At 68.2% G+C, this 20,401-nt stretch carries 17 protein-coding genes; 10 read left to right on the top strand and 7 right to left on the bottom strand.

Annotation, left to right across the window (positions count from 1 at the left end; genetic code table 11):
- Window positions 1-218: 218 nt before the first annotated feature.
- Window positions 219-773 (top strand): hemophore, encoded by a 555-nt coding sequence (locus tag A5753_RS05035; RefSeq protein WP_067124062.1) that lies wholly within the window; start codon window positions 219-221, stop codon window positions 771-773.
- A gap of 105 nt (window positions 774-878) precedes the next feature.
- On the opposite strand, the gene A5753_RS05030 is transcribed toward A5753_RS05035, so the two are convergent.
- Complete coding sequence (locus tag A5753_RS05030; protein WP_067124060.1) at window positions 879-2,054, bottom strand: YbhN family protein; 1,176 nt, start codon at window positions 2,052-2,054, stop codon at window positions 879-881.
- A gap of 170 nt (window positions 2,055-2,224) precedes the next feature.
- Here A5753_RS05030 and A5753_RS05025 point away from each other — a divergent pair, with 170 nt between their 5' ends.
- On the top strand, window positions 2,225-3,373 hold the full coding sequence (locus tag A5753_RS05025) for an AI-2E family transporter (RefSeq protein WP_067124058.1): 1,149 nt from the start codon (window positions 2,225-2,227) through the stop codon (window positions 3,371-3,373).
- Window positions 3,374-3,407: 34 nt separating this feature from the next.
- Here the strand turns inward: A5753_RS05025 and A5753_RS05020 are convergent, their stop codons facing one another.
- From A5753_RS05020 to trmB, 3 genes are read right to left on the bottom strand one after another with little or no spacing between them, the layout of a single operon-like run.
- The gene (locus A5753_RS05020; protein WP_067124056.1) at window positions 3,408-6,305 is read right to left on the bottom strand and encodes an MMPL family transporter; all 2,898 of its coding nucleotides are present in this window, start codon (window positions 6,303-6,305) and stop codon (window positions 3,408-3,410) included.
- Between the two features lie 49 nt (window positions 6,306-6,354).
- Window positions 6,355-7,068 carry an NYN domain-containing protein gene (locus A5753_RS05015; protein WP_067124054.1) on the bottom strand — a complete coding sequence of 238 codons (714 nt, stop codon included), beginning with the start codon at window positions 7,066-7,068 and terminating at the stop codon, window positions 6,355-6,357.
- A gap of 13 nt (window positions 7,069-7,081) precedes the next feature.
- Complete coding sequence (gene trmB, locus A5753_RS05010; protein WP_231989995.1) at window positions 7,082-7,819, bottom strand: tRNA (guanosine(46)-N7)-methyltransferase TrmB; 738 nt, start codon at window positions 7,817-7,819, stop codon at window positions 7,082-7,084.
- A gap of 234 nt (window positions 7,820-8,053) precedes the next feature.
- Between trmB and A5753_RS05005 the strand changes: the two genes are divergently transcribed.
- The 3 genes from A5753_RS05005 (at window position 8,054) to A5753_RS04995 (ending at window position 12,676) form a co-directional block, all read left to right on the top strand.
- A complete protein-coding gene (locus A5753_RS05005; protein ID WP_067124051.1) occupies window positions 8,054-9,148 on the top strand; it encodes a hypothetical protein in 1,095 nt (364 codons plus the stop codon).
- On the top strand, window positions 9,145-10,707 hold the full coding sequence (locus A5753_RS05000; protein WP_197694583.1) for a hypothetical protein: 1,563 nt from the start codon (window positions 9,145-9,147) through the stop codon (window positions 10,705-10,707). The genes A5753_RS05005 and A5753_RS05000 overlap by 4 nt, the downstream gene beginning before the upstream one ends.
- A gap of 142 nt (window positions 10,708-10,849) precedes the next feature.
- On the top strand, window positions 10,850-12,676 hold the full coding sequence (locus A5753_RS04995; RefSeq protein WP_067124040.1) for a phosphoenolpyruvate carboxykinase (GTP): 1,827 nt from the start codon (window positions 10,850-10,852) through the stop codon (window positions 12,674-12,676).
- Window positions 12,677-12,698: 22 nt separating this feature from the next.
- Here A5753_RS04995 and soxR read toward each other — a convergent pair whose 3' ends face one another.
- Entirely contained in the window at window positions 12,699-13,166 is a 468-nt protein-coding gene (gene soxR, locus A5753_RS04990) for a redox-sensitive transcriptional activator SoxR (RefSeq protein ID WP_067124038.1), read from the bottom strand.
- A 60-nt stretch (window positions 13,167-13,226) separates the two neighbouring features.
- Between soxR and A5753_RS04985 the strand changes: the two genes are divergently transcribed.
- From A5753_RS04985 to A5753_RS04970, 4 genes are read left to right on the top strand one after another with little or no spacing between them, the layout of a single operon-like run.
- Window positions 13,227-13,943: an SDR family oxidoreductase gene (locus A5753_RS04985; RefSeq protein ID WP_067124036.1), complete on the top strand. Its 717-nt coding sequence runs from the start codon at window positions 13,227-13,229 to the stop codon at window positions 13,941-13,943.
- A complete protein-coding gene (locus tag A5753_RS04980) occupies window positions 13,940-15,001 on the top strand; it encodes an S-adenosylmethionine:tRNA ribosyltransferase-isomerase (RefSeq protein WP_067124034.1) in 1,062 nt (353 codons plus the stop codon). The genes A5753_RS04985 and A5753_RS04980 overlap by 4 nt, the downstream gene beginning before the upstream one ends.
- 34 nt (window positions 15,002-15,035) lie before the next feature.
- Window positions 15,036-16,553, top strand: a complete 1,518-nt coding sequence (gene fadD4, locus A5753_RS04975) for a fatty-acid--CoA ligase FadD4 (RefSeq protein ID WP_067124032.1) — start codon at window positions 15,036-15,038, stop codon at window positions 16,551-16,553.
- A 3-nt stretch (window positions 16,554-16,556) separates the two neighbouring features.
- Window positions 16,557-17,498 (top strand): enoyl-CoA hydratase/isomerase family protein, encoded by a 942-nt coding sequence (locus A5753_RS04970; protein ID WP_067124030.1) that lies wholly within the window; start codon window positions 16,557-16,559, stop codon window positions 17,496-17,498.
- A gap of 2 nt (window positions 17,499-17,500) precedes the next feature.
- Here the strand turns inward: A5753_RS04970 and A5753_RS04965 are convergent, their stop codons facing one another.
- Together A5753_RS04965 and A5753_RS04960 are read right to left on the bottom strand one after the other, a co-directional pair.
- Window positions 17,501-17,956, bottom strand: coding sequence for a CD225/dispanin family protein (locus tag A5753_RS04965; protein WP_067124028.1), 456 nt, complete (start codon window positions 17,954-17,956; stop codon window positions 17,501-17,503).
- Window positions 17,957-18,085: 129 nt separating this feature from the next.
- On the bottom strand, window positions 18,086-19,231 hold the full coding sequence (locus A5753_RS04960; protein ID WP_082971175.1) for an acyl-CoA dehydrogenase family protein: 1,146 nt from the start codon (window positions 19,229-19,231) through the stop codon (window positions 18,086-18,088).
- Between the two features lie 125 nt (window positions 19,232-19,356).
- On the opposite strand from A5753_RS04960, the gene A5753_RS04955 reads away from it, so the two are divergent.
- A complete protein-coding gene (locus tag A5753_RS04955; RefSeq protein WP_067124026.1) occupies window positions 19,357-20,367 on the top strand; it encodes a MaoC family dehydratase in 1,011 nt (336 codons plus the stop codon).
- Window positions 20,368-20,401: the final 34 nt, after the last annotated feature.

The following is a 20,401-nucleotide window of genomic DNA, read 5'->3' as shown; positions in this document are numbered from 1 at the left end:
AAGACGCTGCGAAGATGTTGTGAACCGGTGACCAAGCGGGATTTGGGTCACACGCTCCGTTCGAACTGGCAGCGGTGATACCGGCGGTGGCAGGATGTCGAATGGCCCACCAGGCGGCCTCGGAGTTTCAGGGATGCCTGCGTCAGTGCGGCCGTCTACTGCAGTCGTTGCGGGGCGCCGATCCCGGCCGTCCGCCGCAAACTCCTAAGGAGTTATCGATGACGAGAGCCACCGTTGGGCGCGGTCGCAAAATCTTCGCCGGGCTGATCGCCGCCACGGTGCCGGGCGCAGCCCTCGCGGTGTTCGCCGGCGCCCCAGCGACCGGCGCCAACGACCCGTGCGCGGCCAGTGAGGTCGCCCGGACGATCGGCTCGGTTTCCAAATCGATGGGTGATTACCTGGATTCGCACCCGGAGACCAACCAGACCATGACCTCGATGCTGCAGCAGCAGGCGGGGCCGCAGTCGGTGAACGGGTTGAAGTCCTACTTCGAGGCCAACCCCAAGGTGGCCGGTGACATCACGTCGATCGCGCAGCCGCTGACCACCCTGTCGACGCAGTGCAAGCTGCCGATATCGATCCCGCAGGCGATGGGCCTGATGCAACAGGCGCAGGGCGCGGCCGGCGGGCTGCCCGCGCTGCCCGGCAACCCTGCCGGCGCCTCGCCGTTGGGTGGGACCACCGGTGGCGCCCCGGCGGCGGCGCCGCGGCCGGCGCCGCCCGCGGTGACCAACCCGCTGCCGGGCCAGTCGCGCGGAAAAACCGTCGGCTAAGCCCGGTGGTGGCGACCCGCCTCGTCCGGCTTTGGACTATGCGGCGACCCGCCGCGCCCGGCTACGCCGCGCTTGCGATCGCCGCGGGCGCCCTCGCGATCGCCACTAGGCCCGCCCGTCGGCTTCCGGACTCCGGTCGGGCGGCAACGGCCCCTGCAGCGCGGTCTCCGTCGGATCGGCCGGGGGGTCGCGTTGCAACGGCACGACTGGTAGCGGACCCGTGATCGGGTCCTCGTCGGACTCGGCCACGTTCTCGGTGCGGAACACGAAGAAGAACACCACCCAGCCGATCGCGGAGATGAGCAACCAGCTGATCAGCCGGTAGATCAGCATCGCCGAGATCGCGTTGGGCAGCGACATTCCGCTGGACACCAGGCCGGGCACCAGCACCGCCTCGACGATCAGCAGCCCGCCGGGCATCAGCGGGATGGTGCCGACCGCGCGGGCGGCCGCGTAAGCCACCGTCAAGCCGGCCACCGAGGCGTGGTCCCCGGCGGCGTATGCGGCGAAACCCAGGCAGGCGACGTCGGCAATCCAGTTGAACATCGACCAGCCGAACGCCACCCCCAGGTCGCGCCGGCCCAGGCTCACCGATTCCAGCTGCATCAGGGTCTCGCGCCACTTGTCCAGGCCGGCGTCGGCCGGCCTGCCGCGGACCGAGTTGATCCATGCCAACACCCGGCTGCCGATGCCGTCGATCAGCTCCGGGCGTGACGCGACGGCCTGGGCCAGCAGCAACAGCGCGACGAAGCCGCCCAGGGTGAACAGCAACGAGAACGGGTTGTTCTTAGCGCCCAGCAGGAAAGCGCCGCCCAGCCCCAGCAAAGCCAACCCGACGGCTTGCAGCACGCCCGACATCACCAACTGCCAGGACGCCACCACGGTCGACGCGCCCCACAGCCGCTGCTGGCGGAACAGGAAGGTCGCCGACAGGACGGGTCCGCCGGGCAGCGTGGTGCTCAGCGAGTTGGCGGCGTAGAAGGCGGCCTCGGAGCGCAACTGCTTGACGTGCACGCCGGCCGACTTGAGCAACGTGCGCTGGATCTGAGCAAAGCTGTGCATCGACGCCGCCGCCGCGGCCACCGACGCGAGCAACCACCACCAATTCGCCTCGTACAGGCTCATCCAGGCTTTGGCCAGCTGATCCCAGCCCAGCGAAACCTCGACTGCAAGCACGATCGCTACCGCGCCCAGGACCACCCAGCGCACCCACCAGTACTTCCCGCGCGGTGCTTCTTCGCGCGGGAAGTCGAGGTTGCGGGCGGGTGCGTCGTGCGGCACGTGATTTAGGGTAACGGTGCAGGTGGCGCGGCGATCGCTGCGGATCGCTTACCGTGTCGACGTCGTAACCGGATCGTGCCGGGCGACGACGGCCCGGAACGGCGCGCAGACGGCCTCGAGACAGGTTTGGTCCACGTTTGACCCCGCGCCGCGGCGGATAGGCTGGCCAGATGTCAGCAAACGTCGACGATGCCTCGGTCGAACCCCTTGTCCGCAAGACCGCAGCCTGGGCGTGGCGCTTGCTCGTCATCCTCATCGCCGTGCTCGCCCTGCTCTGGGTGGTGAAAAAACTCGAAATCATCGTCGTTCCGGTGCTGGTGGCGCTGCTGCTGAGCGCGCTGCTGGTGCCCGTGGTCGACTGGCTGGACAAGCGGGGCCTGCCCCGCGGCGGCGCGGTGGCCCTGGTGTTGCTGGGCGGTTTCGCGATCCTGGGCGGCATTCTGGCGTTCGTCATCCTGCAGTTCATTGACGGCTTGCCCGGGTTGACCGAACAGGTGACGAACAGCATCGAGTCGACCCGTCGCTGGCTGATCCACGGTCCTGCGCACCTGCGCAACGAACAGATCGACAATGTGGGCAACGCCGCCATCGAGGCGCTGCACAACAATCAGGCGAAACTGACCAGCGGCGCGCTCTCCACCGCTGCCACAGTCACCGAGCTGGTCACGGCGGCGGTGCTGGTGCTGTTCACGCTCATCTTCTTTCTCTACGGCGGCCGCAACATCTGGCAGTACGTCGTGCAGATCATCCCGTCGGACGTGCGCGGCCGGGTGCACGAGGCAGGTGCTGCCGGATACGGGTCGCTGATCGGGTACGTGCGGGCCACCTTCCTGGTGGCCCTGACCGACGCCGCCGGGGTCGGCACGGGTTTGGCGATCATGGGCGTCCCGCTCGCGCTGCCGCTGGCATCGGTGGTGTTCCTGGGCGCGTTCATCCCGCTGGTCGGGGCGCTGGTCTCGGGCTTGGTGGCCGTTGTGGTCGCGCTGCTGGCCAAGGGCATCGTCTACGCGCTGATCACGCTGGGCCTGTTGATCGCGGTCAACCAGATCGAGGCCCATCTGCTGCAGCCGCTGGTCATGGGCCGCGCGGTGTCGATTCACCCGCTAGGAGTGGTGCTCGCCATCTCCACCGGCGGAGTGGTCGCCGGGATCGTCGGCGCCCTGCTGGCGGTCCCGACGGTGGCCTTCCTCAACAACGCGGTCCAAGTATTGTTGGCGCCCGACCCGTCCGCCGAAGCCGAGAAGCAGACCGAGGACGCCGACGAGAAGGCCGCGATCCTGCAGGCCGAGCCCGACGAACCCGAGGACGAATCCGGCTGAGCTGCACGGGTTTTCGCCGTTGTAGCGGGTCTGGTTACAGTCGCCCCTCGCGGCGCAGCAGGTCCTGCGCGGACAGGCCGCCGCCGGAGCGTCGGCGTTGCCGCGCCGGATCACCGTTTTCGCCCTGCCCGCGCGCATCCACCTGATCGCCGGCCGCATTGGGGTCGTTGCCTTCCGGGCGCATCTTCGGCAGGGCGGTGGTGGGTTCGGCGGCGTCGCCGGTGTCGTCGGCCCGGTGGCCGGGCACCGGGATGGCCCGCGTCTGATCGGTAGACGGAGGTGCGGCCGGGGCCGGCGCGGGATGTCGTTGGGCGGCGTGCGGTGCGGAGTTGGTGGCGGGGCGTTGGTCGGCCGGACGGTCATGCCCGGGTACGCCCTGCGCGGAGAAGCGCGTCGTCTTGGCTTCGGTCGGCTGGCTGGGGCGGGCGGGGACGCGGGTGCCGCCCGCGGTTTCACCCAGGGACGGGTCGCGCGCGGGCCGCGGCTCGGCCGGACCCGGGCGCGCCGGCCGCGGTGGTTCCAGGGCGCCGGGATGGGTGGGGTCGTGCGGTGGCCGCGGTGCCGCCGCGACGAGGCTGGCGGCGACGGGCGGTCGCGCGGGCCGGCCGTTGAGCGTGGGCCGCTTGCGCTCGTCGGGCAGGTCGATCTCGCCGAGCCCGATCTTGTTCTGCAGACGCCGGGCCCAGCGCGGCGCCCACCAGCAGTCGTCGCCGAGCAGCTTCATCACCGACGGCACCAGGAACATCCGGACGACGGTGGCGTCCAGCAGCAGCGCCGCCATCAGACCGAAGGCCAGATACTTCATCAACACCAGGTCGGAGAACACGAACGAGCCGGCGACCACCGCCAGCACCAGTGCGGCGGCCGTGATCAGGCGTCCGGTGGTCGCGGTGCCGATCCGGATGGCCTCGGCCGTCGACATGCCACGCTCGCGCGCCTCGACCATTCGCGATACCAGGAACACCTCGTAGTCGGTGGCCAGACCGAAACCGACGGCGACGACCAGCGCGATGACCACCACCATCAGTGGGGTCGGCGTGAAGTTCAGCACGTTCGAGAAGTGCCCGTCGACGAAAATCCAGGTCAGGATGCCCATTGTCGACCCCAGCGTCAGCGCGCTCATCACGGCCGCCTTGATCGGCAACACCACCGATCCGAACGCCAGGAACATCAACAACATGGTGGCGCCGAGCAGCAACACCAGCATCAGCGGAGCCTTGTCGAACAGACTATGGATGCTGTCCTGTTCCAGGGCCGGCGTGCCGCCGACATAGAGGTTCAGCCCCTTCGGCGGGTTGACCCAGCGAAGTTCGGCGAGCTTCTTGGCGGCGTCGTTCTTGTTGACCAGACCGTTTTGGATCACCCGCACCGAACCGTCCTTGGGCACCGTCGTGCCGTTCGGTCCGGCGACGCAGGGGTTGCCCGCAATGGTCGGGCAGGCCCGCTCCTCCCACTGCTTGTCGGTGAAGCCACCGATCGAGGAAATCCTGTTGCGGATATCGGCGACCTGCTGGTCGGTGACCTTGCCGTGGTTGTCGCTTTGGATCACCACCGTCAGCTGCTCGGTCCGGTAGCCAGGGAATTGCTTGTCGAAGTGCTCCTGTGCCATGCGCACCGGGTTGTCCGGCGGCAGGTATTTCTCGCTCATGCCGCCGAATGACAGGTTGCCCAGCGGGATGACCAGCAGGATCATGGCGATGGCGATCGGCAGGGCGAACGCCAGCGGGCGCTTCATCACCCAGTTGACGAGTTTGCCCCAGAAGCCGGCCTCGACCTCTTCGCGGGTCTTGGTCTTCTGCAGCCGGTCGGCCAACCAGTTCAGGTAGGCCCGCGAATACTTCCAATTCCGTAGGAAGGGCACCCGGAATGCCGTCCGGACGCCGAGCGCATCGACGTGGCGGCCGAGGATGCCCAGGCAGGCGGGCAGAAAGGTGATCGACAGCAGCGCCGCCAGGCCCACCGCGGCGAAGATGGCGTAAGTCAGCGAATGCACGAAGCCCTGCGGCAACACCAGCAGGCTGGCGCTGGACGCGATGATCAGCACTGCCGAGAACGTCACCGTGCGGCCGGCCGTCATCACCGTTCTTCGCACCGCGGCCTCGGTGTCGTAGCCCTCGGCTATCTCCTCCCGGAATCTGCTCACCACGAACAGCCCGTAGTCGATGGCGATACCCAGGCCGATCAGCGAGACCACCGGTTGGGCGAAGAAGTGCACCGGCCCGAACACGGCGACCAACCGCAGGATGCCCAGCGAGCCCGCGATGCTCAGGCCGCCCACGATGGCCGGCAGGCCCGCGGCGACCGCGCCCCCGAAGACCAGGAACAGCACCACGGCGACCAGCGGGACCGCGAGTACCTCCATGCGGCGTTGGTCGGTGGCGATGGTTCCCGTCAGGGCGTTGGCGATGGGCTCGAGGCCCGCCAGCTGCACCGTGCCCCCGCCGAGCTTCTGCAGATCCGGCTGAATGGCCTTGTAGTTGTTGAGGATGCTGTCGTCGTCGTCGCCCTTAAGCGGGATCGACACGAAGGTGTGCTTCCTATCCTCGCTGACCATCCCCTTGATCAACGGGGGTGCGTCGACGGGATTGGCCACCGCCAGCCAGCCGGCCCAACCGACGACCTGGGCGGGGTGGTCGGTCTTGAACTTGTTCAGCTCACCGACGATCTTGTTCCGCCACGCCGGATCATCGACCGTCTTTCCGTCCGGAGCGGTGAAGGTGGCCACGACGTGGCTGGTGCGGTCGCGGCCGTAGGTCTGGTCGCCCAGCACCGAGGCTTTAACGGATTGGCTGCCGTCGTCGTAGAAGCCGCTCTGTGTAACATGCTTGCCCAGGCTCATGCCGAAGACGCCACCCAGCAGACACAGAGCTACCGTGACCCCGATCACGATGTACCGGTATCGGTACACAGTTCGACCCCACCAGGCGAACACGCAAGCTCCTTACTGGATCGTCAACGACCCGCGCATAGGTTTTCCAGTGTCACACACGCGAGGTCAGCAGCGCGGAGAGCGGCCGGAACGGCTGCAGCCACGCACCCTGGTCAGGCAGCGAATCTAGGCCGATCCGCGGCAACGGTTCCCGGAAGACACCAGCGATATCCTCCAGATCAACGAAGTCCAAGGTATCCGACGCTAGCGCCCAACTCGCATGTTCGCGAAATCCGATCACTTGGACGCTGACCCCCGTTCGTGCGATGTCTTCCAGCGGATGACGAAACGCCTGGCCGTCGGCGGAGGCCACCACCAGCGCCGCCAATCCCTCGGTGCGCCGCAGTTCGATGTGGGTCAGCATGTCGCGGTCGACGTCGCTGTCCTCGTCGATCTTCGGCTTGGCGAACACCGCGAATCCCACGTTGCGAAGCGCGTCCACCCAGGGTCGGACGACGTCGGCGCTGCCCGGCGCGATGTTGGTGAAGACGGTGGCCTCGGGTTCCACCACCACGCCGGGGCGACTGGCGCTGACCTCGGCCGTGCGCGACAACAGCCAGCGTCCCAGGGCGTCGAACCGCGGGCGCTCTAAGGCTGTCGGGCGGCGGCCCAGGATGGAGCCCAGGCCCATGTCGAGGTTCGGGGCGTCCCACACCAGCAGCACCCGCCCACCGGGCGGAGCGAAGTCGCCCAGCTCGTCGCCGCTCAGCACTGCCGGCGGCGCGACGGGCTCTGCTCCCGCCGCGGTCTCTTCAGTCAGGCTCATACTCATCGCCTACTCATCGTCTAAGCCAAATGAATTCGGTGACCGCGCTGCCCGCTTCTTGAGCCTTCGTCTCGTACTTGGTGGTTGGGCGCACGATCGAGATCGGCAGCGCACTGCCGGGACCGACCGGATGCAGTCGGGATTCACCCGCGCCGACTTCGGCGATGTGCTCGGCGTAGCCGGCGTGGTCCGTCGCAACATGCAGGACACCACCAGGGAGTAGCCGGTCGGCTATCAAGCCAATCGTGCCGGGCTGCAGGAACCGGCGTTTGTGATGCCGGGCCTTCGGCCACGGATCGGGAAAGAAGACGCGAACCCCGGTCAGCGAACCCGGAGCGATGAGGCGTTGCAAGACATCGAGGGCGTTGCCGCGGATCAGCCGGATGTTGCTCACCTGGTCGCGGTCGATGGCGGACAGCAGTTGCGCCAGCCCGCGGCGGTAGATTTCTACCGCGACGACATCGATATCGGGCTCATCCTTAGCCATCGCCAGGGTGGAAATGCCACTGCCACAACCGATTTCGAGTACCACCGGGGCCTGTCGGCCGAACCAGGCGACCGTATCCAGCGGGGGTTCGGAGCTGTCGGGTTCGTCGGGTGCGCCCACGGACAGGCCGAGTTCGGGCCAGCGTCGCTCCCAGGTCTGGCGCTGGGCATCGGACAGCGCCGAGCGTCGCGACCGGAACGCCGTCGCCGGGAGATAGCGCTGGTCCGGGCGGTCGGAGTCCCCGGTAGGCGTGTCGGCAGACATCGCCACCCCGCGCTGCGCATGCATTTGTCCATGGTGGCCTATGAACCGTGGATGTAGCCGCCCCTGGTCCGGATTGATACCCAACAGTTGCCTTCAACTGGTAACTGATTAACGGTGGCTCGCTTCTTTGTGACGCGGGTGCCACCATTCGGTGGGATCGCTCGGCCCCGGCGCTGCATCCGCTAGCGTCAGCGCCGGCCGGGCAAGGGGTCATCCGGACCGAACAGGCGGGATATGAGGGCACAAGGACACCGAACTTTCGTCGACGAACTGGCCCGGTTTGCCGCCGGCCACGTCGACCCGCGTGTGACGGCGATCGCGCGGCGATCCGCCGCACCGTTGCGCGTGGTCGTGCGCGGCCGTCGGGGGGTCGGCTGCAGCACCGTGCGCCGCGCCCTGGCCGGCGCGGGACCTGCGGCGGGAATCGCGGTCGACAAACCGGTGACCGATCGCGACGTCGACGTGGTGGTCTACGTGATAGCGGAGGTGGTCAAGCCCGAGGACACCCACGCGATCGCCCGGTTCTCAGCGGCCGGGCGCCCGGTGCTGGCGGTGCTGAACAAGGCCGATCTGGCGGGCTCGCTGTCCGGGGGTGACGGCCCGATCGCCGCGGCGCGCGCGAGGTGTACGGAGCTCTCGGCGCTGATCGGCGTGCCCATGGAACCGATGACCGGCTTGCTCGCGGTCGCCGCGCTCGACGACCTGGACAGCACCCAGTGGACGGCGCTGTCCGCGCTCGCCGCTCACCCCGGCGGCACCGCATGTTTCGACGGCTCCTTCGCCGGATTCCTGGCCGCCGACGTCCCGGTGCCGGCCGAGGTGCGGCGACGCCTGCTGGACACCCTCGACCTGTTGGGCACGGCGCTGGCGGTCGCCGCGTTCCGGCAGGGCCGGACCCCGGCCCAGGTGCTCACCTTGCTGCACCGGCTGAGCGGCATCGACGCGATCCTGGCCAGAATCGCCGCGCTGGGCGCCGAGGCGCGCTACCAGCGGGTGCTGGACGCCGTCGCCGAACTCGAGGCGCTGGCCGCGAGCGGTGGCGGGCTCGGCGAGCGCATCAGCGGGTTCCTGTCAAGCGACGACACCGTGCTCGCCCGGATGGCGGCCGCCGTGGACCTCGCCGAGTCGGCCGGCCTGCAGCCGGGCGATCACAAGGTCCTCGACCCGCATCGAGACCCGTCCGGGCACCTGCCGCGGGCGGTGCGATGGCAGCGCTACAGCCGGTCGTCGGCCAGCGACCTGCACCGCGCCTGCGGCGCCGACATCGCCCGGGGATCGCTGCGGCTGTGGTCACAGGCTTGCGCGTCGCTGCCGGGGGAATCCTGGTGAGCGAAGAGACAAACCACGATCCCGTCGCCGAGGTGGACGCGCTCGTCGCGGCGGCCGGCCCCGGGCTGGATCCGCCGGCGATTCAGCGCTGCGACGTGGTGCTGGTGACCGGTCCGTGGATGGCGGGGGTCAGCGCGGTGGCCGACGCACTGCGGGAGCGGCTGTCGCAACGCAAATTCGTCGAATCGACGGACCTGGGCCCCGGGGAGGCGCCGGTGGCGGTGGTGTTCGTCGTCTCCGCGGCGGCGAACCTGACGCCGTCGGACTGCGCGCTGCTGGACGCCGCGACCGAGCACACCGACGCCGTCGTCGGCGTGGTGTCCAAGATCGATGTGCATCTGAACTGGCAGGACATCGTCGCCGCCAACCGCGACTCGCTGGGTGCGCACGCGCCGCGCTACGGCCGGGCGCCCTGGGTGGGCGCGGCGGCCCTGCCCGACGTGGGCGACCCGGACGTCGACGAGCTGGCCGAAGCCGTCACAGCGCTGCTTGATCAGCCCGATCTTGCGCGACGAAACAGGTTGCGCGCGTGGGAATCCCGGCTGCAGACGATGGCGCGCCGGTATGAGCGCGAGGTCGAGGGGTCGGGGCGGCGGGCCCGGGTCGAGGCGCTGCGCGAAGAGCGCAGCACCGCACTGCAGCAGCGGCGTCAGGCCAAAAGCGAGCGGACCATCACCCTGCGCGGCCAGATCCAGCAGTCGCGGGTCGCCCTGTCGCACTCCGCGCGTAACCGGTGCGCGGCGGCGCGCACCGACCTGCAGGAACGCGCGGCGGATTTGTCGCGGCGCGGCATGTCCGGCTTCGAGGCGCTCACCCGCGACCAGCTGGAAGCGGTGGTGGCGGAGGTCAGCGAAGCCACCGACACGCAACTGGCTCAGGTGGCGCAGGCGGTGAGCGTGCCGATGGAGCTGCCGCCGTTCGAGCGGCTTCCGGAGGTCACCGTCTCACCGCCGCCGCTGAAATCACGCCGACAGGAAACCTGGCTGATGATCGTGCTAGGCGTCGGGTTCGGCCTCGGGGTGGCGCTGACGCTGAGCCGGCTGATGAGCGGCCTGGCCTCGCGGCTGAACCCCGCGCTGGCCGTCGCCGCGGCCCTGGCGTGCGTGGCGATCTCGGTCGCGCTCACATTCATGGTGATCAACATCCGTGCGCTGCTGCACGACCGGGCGCTGCTGGACCGCTGGGCGGGCGACGCCACGTCCGCGCTGCAGTCGGTCGTCGAGGAGCTGGTCGCCACCCGCGTGCTGGCCGCCGAGTCGGTGTTGAGCAAGGCGCTGCTGGCTCAGGACGAGGCTGAGAACGCGCAGGTGTCGGCGTCGGTCGGCGTCATCGACACCGAACTGCGCGAGCACGCGCTGGCCGCCGCGCGGGCCGCCGCGGCGCGGGATCGGGACATGCCCGCGGTGACGGCGGCCCTGGCGGTCGTACGTGCAGAACTGGGAGAACCGGGTATACGACAGGGCAAAGGTCACCCCGAAAACTCCGGTGATGACGAAACCGAAAAAGCCCCTTCGAGGAGCGAAGATGCTGACCCTTCGGGATCTTCTGAATCGTTGTAGTGAGAAGGCTTATACCCGCCCGAGGCTCCCTCGACAAGATCCTCACGATAACCTGTTGTTAACGCCACCAATTCTTTAATTGTGTGGGCGAGAGCATAGCGAGCAACACCAGCCCGATACGCAAAGAATCCAGGAGAGTTCGATGACCTCAGCGACCATTCCCGGTTTGGATACAGCCCCCACGAACCACCCGGGCCTGCTGTCATGGGTGCAGGAGGTCGCCGAGCTCACCCAGCCCGACCGGGTGGTCTTCGCTGACGGTTCCGACGAGGAGTTCAACCGGCTGGCCACGCACCTGGTCGAGGCCGGGACGCTGACGAAGCTGAACGAGGAGAAGCACCCCAACTCCTACCTGGCGCTGTCGGACCCGTCCGACGTGGCGCGGGTGGAGTCGCGGACCTTCATTTGCTCCGAGCGCCAGGTCGACGCCGGGCCGACGAATAATTGGATGGACCCGTCCGAGATGCGGTCCACCATGACCGATCTGTACCGCGGCTGCATGCGCGGCCGCACCATGTGGGTGGTGCCGTTCTGCATGGGCCCGCTTGGCGCCGACGACCCGAAGCTGGGCGTGGAGATCACCGACTCCGAGTACGTCGTCATCTCGATGAAGGTGATGACCCGGATGGGCAAGGCCGCCCTGGAGAAGATCGGCGACGACGGATTCTTCGTCAAGGCAATGCACTCGGTGGGTGCTCCGCTGGAGCCGGGCGAACAGGACGTGCCATGGCCCTGCAACGACACCAAGTACATCACCCACTTCCCGGAGACCCGCGAGATCATGAGCTACGGCTCGGGCTACGGCGGAAACGCGCTGCTGGGCAAGAAGTGCTACTCGCTGCGCATCGCCTCGGCAATGGCCCACGACGAGGGCTGGCTCGCCGAGCACATGCTGATCCTCAAGCTCATCTCGCCGGAGAACAAGGCCTACTACTTCGCCGCGGCGTTCCCGTCGGCGTGCGGCAAGACGAACCTGGCCATGCTGCAGCCGACCATCCCGGGCTGGCGCGCCGAGACCCTCGGTGACGATATCGCCTGGATGCGGTTCGGCAAGGACGGCCGCCTGTATGCGGTCAACCCCGAGTTCGGTTTCTTCGGCGTCGCGCCGGGGACCAACTGGAAGTCCAACCCCAACGCGATGCGCACCATCGAGGGGGGCAACACCGTCTTCACCAACGTGGCGCTCACCGATGACAACGACGTGTGGTGGGAGGGCCTGGAGGGCGAGCCGGAGCACCTGACCGACTGGAAGGGCCGCGACTGGACGCCCGATTCCGGCGAGAAGGCCGCGCATCCCAACTCGCGCTACTGCACCCCGATGTCGCAGTGTCCCATCCTGGCGCCGGAGTGGGACGACCCGCAGGGCGTGCCGATCTCCGGAATCCTGTTCGGCGCGCGCCGCAAGACGACGGTGCCGCTGGTGACGCAGGCTCGCGACTGGAAGCACGGCGTGTTCATGGGAGCCACCATGGGCAGCGAGCAGACCGCCGCCGCCGAGGGCAAGGTCGGCACCGTGCGCCGCGACCCGATGGCCATGCTGCCGTTCCTGGGCTACCACGTCGGTGACTACTTCCAGCACTGGATCGACCTGGGCAAGAACTCCGACGAATCCAAGATGCCCAAGGTGTTCTTCGTCAACTGGTTCCGCCGCGACGAAGACGGCGGCTTCCTGTGGCCGGGCTTCGGCGAGAACAGCCGGGTGCTCAAGTGGATCGTGGACCGCATCGAGCACCAGGCCGGCGGTCAGGACACCCCGATCGGCATCGTGCCGACGGCCGACGACCTGGACCTGGACGGCCTGGACGTCGACGGCGGCGCTGTGGCCAAGGCGCTGGCGGTCAACCCGGCGGAGTGGCGCGAAGAACTGCCGCTGATCGAGGAGTGGTTCGAGTTCGTCGGTGAGAAGCTGCCCACCGGTGTCCGCGACGAGTTCGAGGCGCTCAAGCAGCGGTTGTCCGAAGCGGGCTGAGCCCGCTCGGTAACGGTTGGCCTCAGCCGCTAATCGACTGCCGCCGTAACGATCTCGGCAGGTAGACGGCTCCCGCCCCGGCGCTGGCCGCCAGGTCGCCCGGATTGGAGATGGCGCAGCGCTTCAGCGACAGGCAACCGCAGCCGATGCACGAGTCCAAATTGTCGCGCAGCGCGATCAACCCGGCGATCTGATCGTCGAGGCGCGCGCGCCAGGTTTTGGACAGCCGGCCCCAGTCGGCGCGGGTCGGGGTGCGGCCGTCGGGAAGTGTGGCGAGCGCGTCGGCCACCTCGTCCAGGCTTAGGCCGACGTTGCGGGCGGCCTTGATGAACGCCAGGCGTCGCAGCATCTGTCGCTCGAAACGGCGCTGGCCGCCGCCGGTCCGGGTCGCGGTGATCAGGCCCTGGCTCTCATAGAACCGGATCGCAGACGCCGCGAAGCCGCTGCGCTTCGCCACCTCGCCGACGGTGAACAAGTCTTTCTTATCCATTGTGGCCTTCTCGAATTCGTGGCTTGACTTAAAGTTTACTTCAACTATCAGTATGGGGGGATGACTCAATCACAACAGCAACCCGTTGCCATCATCACCGGCGCGTCCCGCGGGTTCGGCAAGGCGCTGGCGGCCGCATTGCTCGAGCGGGGATGGACCGTCGTGGGTGATGCCCGACGCGCGTTCGAACTGGAATCCACTGTCCGAGAACTGCATTCGGAGGCTTTCATCGCGCTGCCCGGTGACGTCACCGACGCGTGCCACCGTGCCGAATTGGTCGCCGCAGCGCTAGACGCCGGGTCACTTGGCCTCTTGGTGAATAACGCCAGTCGGCTGGGGCCCAGCCCGCAACCGGTCCTCGCCGATTACCCTGCGAGCGAGTTGTGGAGCGTGTACCAGACGAACCTGTTCGCCCCGCTCGCGCTGATCCAGACGGCGCTACCGACCCTGACGGACAACGCGGGGGCGGTCGTCAACGTGACGTCGGACGCCGCGGTCGAGCCCTACCCGGGATGGGGTGGGTACGGCTCGTCGAAGGCCGCGCTGGACCACCTGTCGGCGGTGCTGTCCGCCGAGACCCCCGCGGTACGCGTGTATGCCTTCGACCCGGGCGACATGCGCACCGAGATGCACCAGGCCGCGTTTCCCGGCGAGGACATCTCCGACCGGGCCGAGCCCGAGTCCGTCGTGCCGGCGCTGCTGCGATTGCTGGACACCCGGCCCCCAGGGGGCCGCTACCGTGCCGCGGAACTGGCGCCGTCCGGAGCGCCGCGATGACCCTGATGGCTCCGCGCACCCGCTTCCACCGCGCCTCGGGCTCCGACGCCATCGAACCGCCCGAAGCGCACGGCATCGCCCGCGATGCCGTCAAGCTGCTGGTCGCTCGCCCCGACGGCATCACCCACGCCCGATTCACCGACCTCGGCGACTACCTGCGACCGGGTGATCTACTGGTGGTGAACGACTCGGCCACCCTGCCGGCCGCCGTGGATGGCGACCGCGCAGGACGTCCGATCGTCATCCACTTCTCGACGGCACGCGCCGACAGGGTCTGGGTGGTCGAACTCCGGCCGGCGGGCAACGCGACGGGGAACCTGACCGACATCCGGCCGCGCGAGCGCATCGAAATGCCCGGCGGCGCAGTGCTTGTCGTCGAGTCGTCCTACCCGAAACCGGGAATCGGCGGCGCACGGTTGTGGACCGCGCGGGTCGTCGTGGAGGGTGACTTCGCGTCCTACCTGACCCGGCACGGCCGACCCATCCGGTACTCCTATGTGCCACGGCCGTGGCCGCTGCGCTACTACCAGACGGTGTTCGCCAGACGACCCGGTAGCGCTGAGATGCCAAGTGCGGCGAGGCCATTCAGCACAGCGCTGGTCACCGGCCTGGTGGCCGCCGGCATCGGCATCGCGCCGATCACGCTGCACGCGGGGGTGTCGTCGGCGGATGCCGGCGAGCCACCGGTCGCCGAACCCCTCCACGTGCCCGCGGCGACCGCGCGACTGGTGAACTTCACCCGCGCGGCCGGCGGGCGGGTGATAGCGGTGGGAACAACCGCGACGCGCGCTCTGGAGTCCGCCGCTGCCGAGGACGGCCTGGTGCGGCAGAAGGACGGCTGGACGGATCTGGTGCTTGGGCCCGAGCGGTCGTGCCGAGTGGTCGACGGCCTGATCACCGGATGGCATGACGCCGGAGCGTCGCACCTGTTGTTGCTGGAGGCGGTTGCGGGCCCGGAGCTGGTCGGGCTGGCCTATCGGGAGGCGGTGGAACACGGCTACCTGTGGCACGAATTCGGCGACAGTGCGCTGCTACTGCCCGCGCCGGCGACCACTTAACACCCGTCAAGTTTGGCGGCGGTACAGTCTGCCCATGCAGATCCGCCCCCATGTCGGCGCCGACAAACCTGCTGTCATCCTCTACCCGTCGGGGACGGTCGTCACCTTCGACGACCTCGAAGCGCGTGCCAATCGACTGGCGCACTGGTTCCGCGAGGCGGGTCTGCGTGAGGGCGACACCGTCGCAATCCTGATGGAGAACAACGAGCACATCCACGCGGTGATGTGGGCGGCTCGCCGCAGCGGTTTGTACTACGTGCCGATCAACACCCACCTGACCGCGGCAGAGGCGGCCTACATCATCGACAACAGCAGCGCCAAGGCCATCATCGGCTCGGCGGTGCTGCGCGACACGCTCGCCGGCCTCGCCGAGCATTCCCCCGGTGGGCTACCCGAACTGCTGCTGATCGCTGATGGCGACCTGCCGGGGTGGCAGCGCTACCCGGAATGCGTTGCCGGGCGGCCCGATACACCGATCGATGACGAAATCGAGGGCGACCTGCTGCAGTACTCGTCGGGCACCACCGGCCGGCCCAAGGGCATCAAACGCGAACTGCCGCATGTGCCACCGGCCGAGGCGCCCGGCATGATGTCCGCACTCGTCGGCTTTTGGATGACGCCCGATTCGATCTACCTCAGCCCCGCGCCGCTGTACCACACGGCGCCGTCGGTGTGGTCGATGAGCGCGCAGGCCGGCGGCATCACCACGGTGGTGATGGAGAAATTCGACGCCGAAGGATGCCTGGACGTCATCGCGCGCCACCGGGTCACGCACGGTCAATTCGTCCCGGCGATGTTCACCCGCATGCTGAAACTGCCTGAGCAGGTGCGTCATTCGTATGACCTGTCCAGCCTGCAGCGGGTGATGCACGCGGCGGCCCCGTGCCCGGTGGAGATCAAGAAACAGATGATCGACTGGTGGGGCCCGATCATCGACGAGTACTACGCATCCTCGGAAGCGCACGGCTCGACGCTGATCACCGCCGAGGATTGGCTGGCCCATCCGGGTTCGGTGGGCAAACCCATGGGCGGCGCAGTGCACATCCTCGATGAGCACGGCAATGAGTTGCCACCCGGGCAGGCCGGCGAGATCTATTTCGAGGGCGGCTATTCCTTCGAATACCTCAACGACCCAACGAAAACCGCCTCGTCACGCGACAAGCATGGCTGGGCCACCGTCGGGGACATCGGCTATCTCGACGACGAGGGTTATCTGTATCTGACCGACCGGCGTCACCACATGATCATTTCCGGCGGGGTGAACATCTACCCGCAGGAAGCCGAGAATCTTCTGGTTACCCACCCGAAGGTGTTGGACGCCGCGGTGTTCGGGGTGCCCGACGACGAAATGGGCCAGCGCGTGGTGGCGGCCGTGCAGACCGTCGACGCGGCCGACGCCACCGACGGATTCGCCGAGGAGTTGACGGCGTGGCTGCGAGACCGCTTGGCGCACTACAAATGCCCGCGATCGATCGCCTTCGAAGCGCAGCTGCCGCGCACCGACACCGGCAAGCTCTACAAGAATGGGCTGATCGAGAAGTACTCGGTGTGAGCCATGCTCCGGGTGGTCGACCTGTCGAGTGTGCCGCACGACGGCCCGGGTTCGCCGCCCGGGGTGATCGTCGGCGTCGGCTCGGCAGCCGACATCGATGCGGCCGAATCCTGGCTTAATGCGGCAACTTTCACACTGACGGAAGATCCCTGCGCCGACCGGCGGGTGGTCACCGTCGCGTCGGTGTCCGCGACCGTGGAGGAGCTGAGGGCACGCTGTCAACGCTGGCCGCATGCCAGTGCTGTCTGTGATGACGTGTTGCGCGCGGTCGATCCGCTGGGCCCGACGCTGTCCGGGGTGATGACGGAGTCGTTGGCGTACTCGACCCTGCAAGCGGGCCCGGAGTTCGCGCGGTGGTTACGCGAGCGGGGCCCGGCCCGGATGCCGGAGATCCCCGACCCGGTCCGGGTGACCCGCGACGGCGACGTTGTGCGCATCGCGTTCAACCGGCCGCAGCGGCACAACGCGTTCTCCACCGATGCGCGCGCCGCGCTGCTGGAGGCCCTGACGGTGGCCCAGCTGGACCCCTCGGTCACCGGCATCGTGTTGAGCGGCAACGGTCCGTCGTTCTGCAGCGGTGGGGACCTGGGCGAGTTCGGCACCTTGGCCGACCCCGCGAGCGCGCACCTGGCCCGTACCCGCTACAGCCCCGCTCTGACGCTCGACGCGCTGGCCGCCAGGCTCGGCCGCGCGTGCCGGGCCGAGGTGCACGGGCGGGTGATGGGCAGCGGACTGGAGATGGCGGCGTTTTGCGGGTGGGTCACCGCCCGCAATGGTGCGATGTTCGGGCTACCCGAGCTGGCATTGGGGTTGCTCCCCGGAGCTGGTGGGACCGTCAGCGTCACGCGGCGGATAGGTCGTTGGCGCACAGCGTATCTCGTACTGTCCGGTCGCACCGTCGATGCGCGGACCGCGTTGGCCTGGGGGCTGGTCGACGAGGCCTGAGGTCAGAAGCCTGAATAGGTGGTAGTGGTAGTGGACGGGATGGACGACACGATCGCCGCGAACATGGCGAACCACAGCACGACACCGATTACCGCGGCGGCGGCACCCACGACCGCACCGATGATGGCCCACTTCTTGGCATTGTTGGACGCCTCCTGGGCCTCGGCGTAGCGGCCCTGGGCCCACAGCGCGGACACCTTGTTGGAGTGGACGATCGACACGATCCCGAACGGCAGGCAGCACAGCACTGTGACCAGGATCGCCCAGACCAGATAGTTCTCGGGCTCCTGCCATCCCGGCTGGGGTGCCGGCCATCCGGCGGGCGGCGGCTGGCCGTGCCATCCCGGTGGCTGCTGGGGCTGCCACCCGGCGGGCTGCTGGCCCTGCCATTCCGGTTGTTGGCCTTGCCATTCCGGTTGCTGCCCAGGCCCACCTGGCGGCACGGGGGGATAACTCATGGCGGCTGCCTTTCCCTCTATTTCCTCGGCTGGCGAACGGCTTTACTTCGATACCGGTTTGCCCGCCGGAGAAGTCAGGTAAATATACTCCCAAATTCCGTTCTCGGGCCGAACGATTGGCGGGCCGGATCAGATTCCGCCGCGCGTCACCAGTTGCCGGGCGATCACGTTTCGCTGAATCTCGTTGGTGCCTTCACCGACGATCATCAACGGTGCGTCGCGGAAATAGCGTTCGACGTCGTATTCGGTGGAATAGCCGTAGCCACCGTGGATTCGCACCGCGTTCAGCGCGATCTCCATGGCGACCTCGGAGGCGAACAACTTCGCCATGCCGGCTTCCATGTCGCAGCGTTCGCCGCTGTCGTACCGCTCGGCGGCATACCGGGTCAGCTGGCGGGCCGCGGTGAGCTTGGTCGCCATGTCGGCCAGATAGTTCCCGATCGACTGGTGCTGCCAGATCGGCTGGCCGAAGCTCTCGCGCTGCTGGGCGTAGGCCAGCGCGTCCTCGAGCGCCGCGGCCGCCACCCCCAGGGCACGCGAGGCCACCTGGATGCGTCCCGTCTCGAGCCCCTTCATCATCTGTGAAAAGCCTTCGCCCGCAACGCCTCCCAGTAACGCCGTCCGAGGCACCCGGAAGTTGTCGAATGACAGCTCGCAGGACTCGACGCCCTTGTAACCCAGCTTCGGCAAGTCCCGCGATACCGTCAGGCCGGGCCCGTGCTCGACGAGCACGATTGAGATGCCCTTGTGGCGCGGTCTGGCATCCGGGCCGGTCTTGCACAACAGCGCGATCAGTCCGGAGCGGCGCGCGTTGCTGATCCAGGTCTTCGATCCGTTGATCACCAGCCCGTCGTCGGCGTCGGGCAGCGCGGTGGTCGTCATGTTCTGTAGATCCGAGCCACCGCCGGGCTCGGTCAGCGCCATGGTGGCGCGCGCCTGTCCGCTGGCCATGCGCGGCAGGTAGGTCCGCTTCTGGTCCTCGGTGCCGAACAGCGTCAGCAGTTTGGCGACAACGGTGTGCCCGCCCATCGCACCGGCCAGGCTCATCCAGCCGCGCGCCAGTTCCTCGGTGACTCGCACGTAGCACGGCATGGAAACCGGCGACCCGCCGTATTCCTCCGGGACGGCCAGACCGTAGATGCCGATCCGCTTCATCTGCTCGATCCACGCCTCGGGGTAGGTGTTGGCGTGCTCGACCTCGCGGACGCTCGGTTTGACGTCGCGGTCGATGAACGCCCGCACCGTGGCGACTAGCATCTCTTCATCGTCGTTCACCTGTGATCACCCCTTCAGTCCCGATGGTGGCGACCGGCACGAGTTGACCCTGGCGACCCGCTTTGCCCCGCTCGCGACCGCCACGAGTTGACCCTCGATTCCACAGCCTGCCAGCATGGGGCGTTGTGACTAGTGGCGGGTACGCGGGGATTCGCGAGGGGGGACCCTACTTCGACGACCTCTCGGTAGGGCAGGTGTTCGACTGGGCGCCGTCGATGACGTTGTCGTCGGGGTTGGCGGGCGCTCACCAGGCGATCGTGGGCGACCGGCTGCGCCTGGCGCTGGACGCCGATCTGTGCGCGGCGGTGACGGGCCTTCCAGCGCCGCTGGCCCATCCGGCGCTGGTGTGCGACGTGGCGATCGGGCAGTCGACGCTGGTGACCCAGCGGGTCAAGGCCAACCTGTTCTATCGCGGGCTGGTCTTCCACCGGTATCCGGTCATCGGCGATTCCCTCTACACCCGCACCGAAGTGGTTGGGCTGCGGGCAAACTCGCCCAAGCCGGGCCGGGCGCCCACGGGGCTGGCGGCGCTGCGGATGATCACGATCGACCAGGCCGATCAGCTGGTGCTCGACTTCTACCGGTGCGGAATGTTGCCCGCCAGCCCAGGTTTCACGCCCGACGAGGCGCCGCACGACGATCTGTCCGGCATCGGCGTCGAGGTGCCCGGCCCGGCCCACGATCCGACCGCGCAGTGGGACCCGGAGGTGTTCCGCGACAAGGTGCCCGGCCCGCACTTCGATGCCGGCCTGGCGGGTTCGGTGTTGCACAGCACCGCCGACGTGGTCAGTAGCGCTGCCGAACTCGCCCGTCTGACATTGAATATCGCCGCCACGCATCATGATTCGCGGATCGGCGGGCGCCGGCTGGTGTACGGCGGACATACCATCGGGCTGGCGTTCGCGCAGGCGAGCAGGCTGCTGCCCAATCTGGTGACGGTCCTGAACTGGCAGTCCTGCGACCACACCGGGCCCGTGCACGAGGGTGACACCCTGTACAGCGAGTTGCACATCGAATCCGCCGAGCCGACCGATCACGGCGGTGTGCTGGGGCTGCGGTCGCTGGTGTATGCGGTCGGCGATTCCGAGCCGGACCGTCCGGTGCTGGACTGGAGGTTTCACGCACTGCAGTTCTGAGCGGGGTTCGCCGGTCACCATCGCGGGCCACGCG

Source organism: Mycobacterium sp. 852002-51971_SCH5477799-a, from assembly GCF_001667145.1.
Taxonomy (GTDB): Bacteria; Actinomycetota; Actinomycetes; order Mycobacteriales; family Mycobacteriaceae; genus Mycobacterium.
The sequence above is the reverse complement of the archived record's forward strand: the minus strand, read 5'-3'. Positions and strand labels throughout refer to the sequence as shown.

Excerpts from the sequence above, each read along its gene's own strand:
- A5753_RS05035 (WP_067124062.1), top strand. The coding sequence starts at position 219 with ATGACGAGAGCCACCGTTGGGCGCGGTCGCAAAATCTTCGCCGGGCTG.
- A5753_RS05025 (WP_067124058.1), top strand. The coding sequence starts at position 2,225 with ATGTCAGCAAACGTCGACGATGCCTCGGTCGAACCCCTTGTCCGCAAG.
- A5753_RS05015 (WP_067124054.1), bottom strand. The coding sequence starts at position 7,068 with ATGAGCCTGACTGAAGAGACCGCGGCGGGAGCAGAGCCCGTCGCGCCG.
- trmB (WP_231989995.1), bottom strand. The coding sequence starts at position 7,819 with ATGTCTGCCGACACGCCTACCGGGGACTCCGACCGCCCGGACCAGCGC.
- A5753_RS05005 (WP_067124051.1), top strand. The coding sequence starts at position 8,054 with ATGAGGGCACAAGGACACCGAACTTTCGTCGACGAACTGGCCCGGTTT.
- A5753_RS04995 (WP_067124040.1), top strand. The coding sequence starts at position 10,850 with ATGACCTCAGCGACCATTCCCGGTTTGGATACAGCCCCCACGAACCAC.
- soxR (WP_067124038.1), bottom strand. The coding sequence starts at position 13,166 with ATGGATAAGAAAGACTTGTTCACCGTCGGCGAGGTGGCGAAGCGCAGC.
- A5753_RS04985 (WP_067124036.1), top strand. The coding sequence starts at position 13,227 with ATGACTCAATCACAACAGCAACCCGTTGCCATCATCACCGGCGCGTCC.
- A5753_RS04980 (WP_067124034.1), top strand. The coding sequence starts at position 13,940 with ATGACCCTGATGGCTCCGCGCACCCGCTTCCACCGCGCCTCGGGCTCC.
- fadD4 (WP_067124032.1), top strand. The coding sequence starts at position 15,036 with ATGCAGATCCGCCCCCATGTCGGCGCCGACAAACCTGCTGTCATCCTC.
- A5753_RS04970 (WP_067124030.1), top strand. The coding sequence starts at position 16,557 with ATGCTCCGGGTGGTCGACCTGTCGAGTGTGCCGCACGACGGCCCGGGT.
- A5753_RS04965 (WP_067124028.1), bottom strand. The coding sequence starts at position 17,956 with ATGAGTTATCCCCCCGTGCCGCCAGGTGGGCCTGGGCAGCAACCGGAA.